Below are 8,556 nucleotides of genomic sequence, written 5' to 3'. Positions count from 1 at the left end.
ACATCATATCCATTAAAAATTTATCCTAAAATAAAAATCCTGTTTTTATTATAAACAGGACTTCCATTTTTAATTACATTTTTTCAAACAAATCTTTTGGTGCTCCACAAACTGGGCAAACCCAATCAGATGGTACATCTTCAAAAGCAGTTCCTGGTTTTACACCATGTTCTTCATCACCAACTGCTGGATCATAGATGTATCCACAAGGACATTGATATTTATCCATAACGTCAAACCCTCCTATAGTTTAAGTGTTACATTTTTTAACATGTTTGTCAAAGCCTACGCTTTCATTGTTTCTGCAAATGATTTCTTTTGTGAATATGCATCATTCAATGATTTCATCTTAGCTAAATCACCTACTAAAATAAATCCACATAGTAAATTATTCGCAAAGTATAATTTCTCATAAGTTCCTTTTTGAGCATCCTTCACTTCCAATGTTTTATAAGAAATATCTGGATTTCTTCCTGTATCTCCAATTGCATATAAATTTGTATTTAAACCAAAGAATGAAAGTGCACCTGGTACCATTGTATAAGTTAAATCATCACCTGCTGCATTAGCACCAGCAATTTTTCCCATTTCAGTAGCCTCAGACCACAATGCAAAATTAACACCCTCAAATTCAGCACAATCACCTGCAGCATAAATATCAGCAATGCTTGTTTCCATTTTTTCGTTAACCACAATCGCTTTATCTACTGTAATACCAGCTTCTTGAGCAATCTTTGTATTAGCACGAACACCAGCAGAAATAACCACCAAATCAGCCAAAATTTGTGTTCCATCTTCTAGTTCAACCGCCTCAACATGATTTTCTCCAACGATTTTTTTTATTTTTACACTTGTACGTAAATTCATATTATTTTTATTAAGACTTGCACGCAATAAATCCGAAGCACCTTCATCAAGTTGACGTGGCATCAATGTTGGCAACATTTCTAAAACCGTTACTGTACATTTAGCTTTATTGAGTTCCCACGCCGCTTCCAATCCAAGAACTCCACCACCAATAACTACAACATGTTTTACTCTATCTAACATTCCAGTAATCTTATGAACATCACTAGCACTACGTATTGCGACTACTTCTGGTAAGGTATTTCCTTCTATTGGAGGAACAAAACATGTTGCACCTAAAGCATAAATGCATTTGTCGTAAGTAATTGTTTCATTTTCCAAAACAACTTCTTTTTTATCTGGATGTAAAGCTACTACTTTTGTGTTCAACATTAAATTAATCTTGTTATTTTTATACCAATTTTCATTTTCTATTGCCATTTGATTACCGCTAAAATTCGCAAGCAATGCCTTTGTTAACATTGGACGATTGTATGGTAAATAAGCTTCATCAGAAATAATTGTTATTTTACATGTATCATTTCTAAAACGAATCTCTCGTGCTGCATTATAAGCCGCAGAGCCTCCACCTAATATTACAAAGTGTTCTTTCGAATCTTTATGAAAATTAAGGGTTAAATCATCAACAGAAACAAAGTTTTCTTTACCTACTCCGCAGACTGGACATATTTCTTCACCTTCATCCAAAATTGCTCCACATATTAGGCATTTAACTTTTCCGCTGCCCTTTTTAACTTCAATTTTTTCATTCTTTTTATTTAATAATACACAGCCAAAATTATAGCCAAAATCAAAAGCATCTACTAAGTTTGCATCACTTGGTTTAAATTTAACACGGAAGCCATCTAAAACTTTCAAACGAATTTGTTTCAATCGTTCAATAATATGGGGAACACCTTCTCCACTCCAACCATAGCTTCCAAAAGCAGATGCTAATTTATTAGAATGAATTGGAGCAAACATTGCTGTTGTTAATGACCAAATTGGTGCAAGTGCTTCACCGATGATTGTTGGCGTTCCTAAAAGAATACCATCCGCATTATTTAATTCCTGCATCACTTCATTGATATCACTTGTAACTAAATCAAAACATTTTACGTCAACACGTCCACTCGTTTTGATACCATCACGAATCTTAAATGCTAATTGTTCAGTATATCCATAGGCACTCACATAAGCTATGAGAACTGTTTTTACTTCATGTAGTGCTTTAGGAGTACTCCATTCATGATATTGTTTCATTATTTTATCCAAATCACAGTCAAGTACTGGACCATGACCTGTACAAATCATATCTATTTCTAAATCTTTAATACGTTCCAATGCTCTAACCATATATGGATTTTTAAATGGTCCAATAATATTATCAAAATAGTATTTTAATGCAATTTGATATCCTTCTTCATTGGTAACTTTGCTTTTCAATATTCCTTCATCACTGAAATGTGCCCCAAATGAATCACAAGTAAATAAAACTTTATCTTCTTCTACATATGTATACATAGTATCTGGCCAATGTAAATTTGGAAGAATCATGAATCGAAGTGTTTTATCACCTAAAGATAATGTTTCATTTTCTTTAACAGCAAGGCTATAGAAATCTTTATTGATGATATCCTTTAAAAAATTAATCGCAACAGGTGTCCCTACCACAACGATATTTGGATTAAGCTGGATCAATTTTTCAATACTACCGGCATGATCAGGTTCAGTATGGTCTACAATAATATAATCTATTTTTGAAATATCAATGAGAGAATCTAATGTCTCAATATATTCATCATAAAATTTTAATTTTGCAGTTTCTACTAAAGCAATTTTCTCGCTACCTTCCACTAAATATGAGTTATATGTTGTTCCATATTCAGTTTTCATAATAATGTCAAAGACTCTTAAATTAGGATCTAATACCCCTGTCCATGTAATGCCCTCTTTAAGTTTTAAAGTTCTCATAATTTTCCTCCACATAATGTCATTTTAATCATAATGCTAGCCCCATCCACATGCAAGAAATATACTCCAATAGAAAAGCAGAATTTTCATTCTGCTTACTTATTTAGTCCAATACCTAACTCTTTTAATTGTTTTGCGTCAACTTCATTTGGTGCCTCACTCATTAAATCAGATGCACTTGCTGTTTTAGGGAATGCCACAACATCTCTGATATTATCTGTGCCTGACAAGATCATAATTAGACGTTCCAAACCAATACCAACACCACCATGTGGAGGAGTCCCATATTTAAATGCTTCAAGGAACCAACCAAATTTATCTTTCGCTTCTTCATCACTTAACCCAATAGCTTCAAACACTTTTGCTTGAACTTTTTGATCATGGATACGGATTGAACCACTTAATAATTCATATCCGTTTAAGACAAGGTCATAAGCTCGTGAATAACAGTTTTCTTGATCTGTCATAAGTTTATCTACATCTTCTAGATTTGGCGATGTAAATGGATGATGAGCTGCTACATAACGACCGTCTTCTTCAACATATTCAAACATTGGAAAGTTAGTAATCCATAAGAAATTAAACTTAGAAGTATCAATTAAATCAAAGTCATGTCCTATTTTTAGACGTACTGCACCCAATGCAGTTTGTGCCACTTTCTTTTTGTCCGCAACAAATAACAACATATCATTTTCTTCTAATTCAAAATGATTTATTAATGCCGTCTTTTCATCATCACTAACAACCTTTGCAATTGAACCACTTAGTTCATTATTACTATATTTTAAATATGATAATGCTTTTGCACCATAAACCTTTGCATAGTCTTGCAGTTTGTCTAAATCCTTACGTGAAAATTTATCTCCCATACCTTTTAAACAAATTGCATTAATGATTCCTTTTGCATCTAAGATATTCTTAAAGATTTCAAAAGTTGTATTTTCAAAGATTTCACTTACATCATTTAATTCTAATCCAAAACGAGTATCTGGTTTATCACTACCGTAGCGGCTCATAGATTCAACATACGGTAAGCGATCAAAAGCAGAAAGTTCAACATTTTTCACTTTCTTAAAGATTTCTTTCATCAATGACTCTACCACACACCATACATCTTCTTCATCAACGAAACTCATTTCAATATCGATTTGTGTAAACTCAGGTTGACGATCCGCTCTTAAATCTTCATCACGGAAACAGCGTGCAATTTGGAAATATTGTTCAATACCACCCACCATTAATAATTGTTTATATAATTGTGGAGATTGTGGTAATGCATAAAATTTACCATTACTAATACGACTTGGAACTAAATAATCACGTGCTCCTTCTGGTGTACTCTTACAAAGAATTGGTGTTTCAACTTCCATAAATCCTAAATTGGCCAAGAAATTACGGACAATTAAGCACACTTCATGACGAAGCATTAAATTATTTTTAATTGGTCCTCTACGCAAATCGAGATAACGATATTTTAAACGTGTATCCTCTAGAGCATCTGTTTCATCCGCAACAATAATTGGTGTAGTTTCAGCAGTATTCACAATATTTACCGTTTCAACTTTGATTTCAATATCTCCTGTAGGAAGCTTAGGATTTTTATCTTTTCTTTCGGATACAATTCCTTCAATTTGTAATACATATTCATTACGAACATCTTTTACTTTTTCTTCCATTGTTTCATCAAATACAAGTTGTACAATACCTGAACGATCTCTTAAATCAATAAAAACTAATGATCCTAGATTTCTTCTTTTCGCAACCCAACCAACTAATGTAACTTTCTCGTTAACATTAGTAAGTCTTAATTCTCCATTATGATGTGTTCTTTTCATTCTATTCCTCCACATGTCCACAATGACATTCATGTTCTTCATTCAAATAGTGGTCTAATGTATCAATAATTTCATCAATTGAAATGGTGACTTGTGTTTGTGATTCAATATGTTTCAAGTTAACTTGATTATTTTTCACTTCATCTTCACCAACAATAATACATACTTTGGCTTGTTTACGATCAACTGATTTAAACTGACTTTTCATTGATCTTTCTTGAATATTAAAGTCTGTGATAAAGCCTGCTGAACGACACATTGTCGCTACTTGTAATGGAACACTTCCTACATTACCTAAACTCATCACATAAACATCTAAAGTCGGTTCTTCTTCAAAAAATTCACAGTTTTCAGCTTGGGCCATTAATAATAATCGTTCTAGACCAATTGCGAAGCCTACACCTGACATTTCAGGTCCACCAAAATAATTAACGAGACCATCATAGCGTCCCCCTGCAAAGATTGTTGATTGGCTTCCTGCTTCTTCATGAGTTGAAACAACTTCAAATACAGTGTGTGTATAATAATCTAATCCACGTACTAAGTGTTGATCTACTTCATAGGGAATACCTAAAGCTTCTAATCCTTCACATACATTTTTAAAATATACTTTTGATTCTTCTGTTAGATAATCTTCCAAAAGTGGTACATTCTTCATTGATGGATGATCATGATCCACTTTACAATCAAGTAAACGCAGCGGATTTTGATCATAGCGACGTTTACAATCGCCACATAATTCTTCTACATGATCTTTAAAATGTTCTCTCAATGCTTCTTTATAAGCCAAACGACTTTCATCATCCCCCAAAGTATTAATTAATACTTTGATTGATTGAAGACCGATTGTTTTAACTAGTGAATAGCCTAAGGCAATTGTTTCTACATCTGCCATTGGATTTTTAACACCAATATTTTCAATACCAAATTGATTAAACTGACGTTGTCTTCCCTTTTGAGGACGTTCGTGTCTAAACATTGGACCAATATAGTAAAGTTTTGCTGGCATTTCCATACTTCCAAACATCTTATTTTGAACAAAGCTACGAATTACTCCAGCAGTTCCTTCTGGTCTAAGTGTCAAAGAATCACTGCTCATTTGAAATGTGTACATTTCTTTATTTACCATATCTGAACTATCATTTTCACGTTTAAATACAGATGTATCTTCAAATATGGGTGTACGTATTTCCTTGTAATCATATACTGTACACATATTGCGAATTAAATCTTCCATTTGATGCCAACGATAAACCTCTGTTGGTAAAATGTCATACGTTCCTCGCGGTGTTTGATAAGCCATATTATTTTCCTCCTCTAGAATATAAAAAGCGTCCTATAATCTAAGGACGCTTGTTTAACGTGGTACCACCTTAGTTCATGTTTCCATGCACTCAATTCCTTAACGCGGAATACGATATTTCCTACTACATTCAGAAATATTTCTCACAAGTGTCAATTGTTTACTTCCCTATAGAAACTTTCACCAATCTGTTTCTCTCTCTACCTAGTTCCCTAAACAACCTCTTTTTCATCGAATTTCCTATACTATATCATGGAAAAATTATTACGACAAGGCTTATTTCGCAGTACACTCAATTCCAATTGTTGTGTATAGTTCAGTAACTTTATCAATATTGATATTTCCATTTTCATCTTTAAAATCATCTACAAATCCAAATTGTAGTAACATATCATCACTCAACTTAGTAAGATCATAAGTAACATTAGCAGTGATTACATTGCCATTCATTGTGTACTCCATTGTAACTCCATCCATATTAGTAGAACTTGCTTTTTGAGCTTCTAATGATTCTTTAGCGAGTTCAATTTGATCTTCTGGTATTTCTTGGGTACTTGATTGTTCTAAACGTAATACTTTACCACTTTCATCAGATATGAAATTTGATGTAATTTCAATTCCTTGCATTGCTTGTTTACATGATGTTACATTTTCTTTAGGCGCTGAACTACAGCCTCCAAGAAGTGCTGCTAAAGCTACTAACACTACTAATTTTTTCATTTCTTTTCCTCCTATAAAATCTGTCTTTCTACAGAAATTACGCTATTTACTTTCTTTAGATTTGCAATAATATTTTTTAAATGCTCATTATCACTGACAAGTTTACTCTTCTTCGATGTTGCGGTTAAGTCTTCACCTTTAACAACACAACTCACAGCTGTCATATTTCCTTTACATTGTGAAATAACTGTAACGATATCTGTAAGCAAGAAATTTCGATCATGTGCTAATACTGTCAAATTAGATTCATATTGTTGTTTAGAAATTGTTTCATCCCACTCAACCGCTATTAATCTTGATTTGGTATTTTGAACATTTGGACAATCTACACGATGAACTTTAACTCCTTGTCCCTTTGTAATATATCCTATGATTTCATCACCTAATACAGGGCTACAACATCCAGCAAGTGACATCATCATTGAATCCACTCCAGAAACTTTAAGACCAGATTTTGATGTTGATTTCTTTGATGAGAATTCTTTATTCAACAATTTTGATAAGGCATTTGTTTCAAGAACACTACGTTTTTGATTCGTTAGCTTTTCAACAACACTTGGTGGTGATATTGATTTTACAGCTATAGCATACATGAAATCAACATAGTTGTTTACTTGGAAATGATTGAATATTGCTTCGAATTTCTTCTTTTCCATATATTCTTTATCATCAAATCCACGTTTTCTTAATTCATCTCGTATGATTTGTTCACCAACTTCAATCTTTTCTTGACGACGTTCAATTTCTTTTCTCATCAAGTAATTTTTGATTTTTGATTTTGCTTGATTTGTTTTTACAACTTTCAGCCAATCTTCACTTGGCCCTGAGAATTGTTTAGATGTTCTAATTTGTACAACATCACCAGTCTTTAAAATAGTATTTAAAGGAACTAATGTTTCATTAACAATTGCCCCTACACAAGCATGTCCTACTTCTGTATGAACACGATATGCAAAATCAATAGGCGTAGAACCATTTGGTAAGTCAATAACTCTTCCATTAGGTGTCATAACATATACATTAGCTTCAAAAACATCCTTTTGAAGGGTATCCATATATGCAACTGGATTGTCATCTTCTTGTCCATCCATCAACATTGCAAAATCTTTAAACCATGTAAGTTTCTCTTCAATTTCTTTTTGTTCACGACGTGAATCGTATTTAGAACCTTCTTTATAACGCCAGTGAGCTGCAACCCCTTGTTCAGCGATTGAATCCATTTCTTCAGTGCGTATTTGTACTTCAAATATTCTTCCGTCATCGCCTACAATCGTTGTATGTAAGGATTGATACATGTTCATCTTTGGCATTGCAATATAATCTTTTAATCTTCCAGGAATCGGACGATATGTCGCATGAATATATCCTAGAACTTCATAACAGTTTAATTCCGTTTTTGTAACAATACGGATTGCTAATAAATCAAGAATTTCCTCAAAGCGTTTATTTTTTGTTTTCATTTTCTTGTAGATACTATACAAGTGTTTACTTCGACCAAAAATTCTAAACTCTATTTTATTTTTACCTAATAAATCTGATATATCAGAAATCATATGTTTAACTTGATCATCACGTTCCGCTTTTTTCGCTTCAACAAGATGTGCAATTTGATAATACATCTCACGATCTAAATAAAAGAAACTTAGATCTTCTAATTCATTTTTTATTTCGCTAATACCTAGTCGATGAGCAATTGGTGCATAAACTTCAAGTGTTTCAGCAGCAATACGTTTCTGTTTTTCTTCCGTCATGTATTGAAGTGTCCGCATGTTATGCAAACGATCGACAAGTTTAATTAAAATAACGCGAATATCATTTGCCATCGCAATAAATATTTTACGATGGTTTGCGGCAAGGTATTCTTTTTCATCTTTGAAT

General features: G+C 32.9%; 6 protein-coding genes and 1 other annotated feature. All 6 genes read right to left on the bottom strand.

Annotation, left to right across the window (positions count from 1 at the left end; genetic code table 11):
- Window positions 1-73: 73 nt before the first annotated feature.
- Complete coding sequence (locus RSB60_RS09815; protein ID WP_323380691.1) at window positions 74-229, bottom strand: rubredoxin; 156 nt, start codon at window positions 227-229, stop codon at window positions 74-76.
- 56 nt (window positions 230-285) lie between these two features.
- The gene (locus RSB60_RS09810; protein ID WP_332616053.1) at window positions 286-2,820 is read right to left on the bottom strand and encodes an FAD-dependent oxidoreductase; all 2,535 of its coding nucleotides are present in this window, start codon (window positions 2,818-2,820) and stop codon (window positions 286-288) included.
- Window positions 2,821-2,915: 95 nt separating this feature from the next.
- Complete coding sequence (aspS, locus tag RSB60_RS09805; protein ID WP_332616051.1) at window positions 2,916-4,655, bottom strand: aspartate--tRNA ligase; 1,740 nt, start codon at window positions 4,653-4,655, stop codon at window positions 2,916-2,918.
- Window position 4,656: 1 nt separating this feature from the next.
- Window positions 4,657-5,958: a histidine--tRNA ligase gene (gene hisS / locus RSB60_RS09800; protein ID WP_323380694.1), complete on the bottom strand. Its 1,302-nt coding sequence runs from the start codon at window positions 5,956-5,958 to the stop codon at window positions 4,657-4,659.
- Between the two features lie 39 nt (window positions 5,959-5,997).
- Window positions 5,998-6,199: a binding site (T-box leader), on the bottom strand.
- Window positions 6,200-6,234: 35 nt separating this feature from the next.
- A complete protein-coding gene (locus RSB60_RS09795; protein ID WP_332616049.1) occupies window positions 6,235-6,678 on the bottom strand; it encodes a hypothetical protein in 444 nt (147 codons plus the stop codon).
- An 11-nt stretch (window positions 6,679-6,689) separates the two neighbouring features.
- Window positions 6,690-8,556, bottom strand: a 1,867-nt coding sequence (locus tag RSB60_RS09790; protein WP_332616047.1) for a RelA/SpoT family protein, incomplete at its 5' end; no start/stop codon positions are given.

Source organism: Anaerorhabdus sp. (assembly GCF_036657415.1).
Lineage (GTDB): Bacteria > Bacillota_I > Bacilli_A > Erysipelotrichales > Erysipelotrichaceae > Anaerorhabdus.
The sequence above is the reverse complement of the archived record's forward strand: the minus strand, read 5'-3'. Positions and strand labels throughout refer to the sequence as shown.